Origin of the sequence: Methanobrevibacter sp. (assembly GCF_045577275.1) — an archaeon.
In the GTDB taxonomy this organism is placed as follows: Archaea; Methanobacteriota; Methanobacteria; order Methanobacteriales; family Methanobacteriaceae; genus Methanobrevibacter.
This window is the reverse complement of sequence record NZ_JAZNIB010000266.1, coordinates 1-1,647: the sequence shown is the minus strand read 5'-3', so window position 1 is coordinate 1,647 and position 1,647 is coordinate 1. Positions and strand designations below refer to the sequence as shown.

2 protein-coding genes are annotated in these 1,647 nt (G+C 31.9%); one reads left to right on the top strand and one right to left on the bottom strand.

Annotated features, from left to right (window positions below; genetic code table 11):
* Window positions 1–115 precede the first annotated feature (115 nt).
* Window positions 116–919 carry an epoxyqueuosine reductase gene (locus ACKI67_RS07830; protein ID WP_407462935.1) on the top strand — a complete coding sequence of 268 codons (804 nt, stop codon included), beginning with the start codon at window positions 116–118 and terminating at the stop codon, window positions 917–919.
* 52 nt (window positions 920–971) lie between these two features.
* On the opposite strand, the gene ACKI67_RS07825 is transcribed toward ACKI67_RS07830, so the two are convergent.
* On the bottom strand, window positions 972–1,484 hold the full coding sequence (locus ACKI67_RS07825) for a nitroreductase family protein (protein ID WP_407462934.1): 513 nt from the start codon (window positions 1,482–1,484) through the stop codon (window positions 972–974).
* Between the last annotated feature and the right edge of the window lie 163 nt (window positions 1,485–1,647).

Below are 1,647 nucleotides of genomic sequence, written 5' to 3'. Positions count from 1 at the left end.
AAATTGGAATCATGTCATTTGTAAAGGAAGATACATTATTAGAATATGACTACACCATGTTTTTAAGGAAATTTGGCTTTGAATTAAAATGCAATTGTTCATGTGGGTGTTGCTGATGAGTGATGGGTGGAATTTTGATGGTTTGGTAGAAGATGTGCTTGTAAAAGCAAGTGAAGTGAATGCATGCTGTGGAGATGACTTGACATTCCCAGACACTTCAAAAGTTGAAAATCCTGAAGATCCTAAATATGAAATTACAAAGGAATTCCTTGAGGATTTTGAAGAATGCTTAGATGAATATGATATCGGATATGTTAATGGAATCGACGATTTATTCCTGCACACCTATAATTTTGACTTTAATTCCGCTATCGTTATTTCCCATGAAATGCCTCAGAAAATATTGGATGCTGGAGCAGGCGTTGAAGCGCAAGACCTAAACAATGACCTATATGAAAATTTTGGAGAATTGACTTACTCCATTTCAGACTATCTTAGAGAAAATGGATACGAAACTTTCGTTGCCCACCCCCGTGAAGAAAAGATTGACTTTTCAAAATTAGCTGAAAGGGCGAATATGGGATTTATAGGAAAAAGTGGTTTATTGATTTCACCAAAATTCGGACCTAGACAAAAAATATCTGCCATATTAGTCAACATCCAGAATTTGCCTATAACTGAGACAAATGAACATTCTTGGATTAAGGAATACTGCGAAACATGCAATTCCTGTATTAGAAAATGTCCTGAAAAAGCTTTAAGCTACTTGGATGATGAAGTGCAGTTCAATGAAAATATTTGTATTGGATGCAGTCAAGGATGCACTGAATGCATAAAAGCTTGTCCGTTTTACAAAAGAGGATACGATAAAGTCCATGAAATATTTAAAAAAATAAGTGAAAAAAGAGAAAAGAAATAATAAAATAAATTAAAATAAAAAACAAAATTTAAAAAAAAAATAGAGTAAGTGTTTAAAGCTCTTCAACAAAATGCTCAATAGGGAATTTTCTTGAATGAGGAGGAGCAGGTCTTGCTTTTTCAGATGGATAACCTATAGGAAGAAGAGCTACTGATTCCAAATTTGAAGGCAAATCAAAGACTTCATCTAAAACTCTTTTATCATAACCTCTTACCCAAACGGATCCAATACCTAAATCCCATGCTTCAAGCATCATTTGAGTTATTGCGATACTAGCATCAACAACTCCGGAATCATGACCATCTACCGCTTTCCAAGAAACATCTTTGTCATAACAAATCAATAGAACTATAGGTGCATTGAAACAGTATGGAGTAACTGATCTTGCTTTTTCCAATGCTTCCTCACTTTTCAAAACAAAAATCCTTTGAGGTTGGAAATTTGCAGCAGTAGGTGCAATTTGAGCCGCTTTTAATATTTTATCTAATTTTTCACTTTCAATTTCCTTTTGAGAGTAATGCCTAACTGAATATCTCTCTTCTGCCAATTGTAAAAAATCTTCCATAATAACTACTCCTTATAGAATATTTAAAAAAAGTTAAAATTTATTAACAATCTTATGAAAATAAAAAAAGAATAAATATTATAATAAATATCTATTATTATAATATACTAATAAACATTAATAATTTTAATACCTATTATAAGTTCTCTCCAAGATATATTCT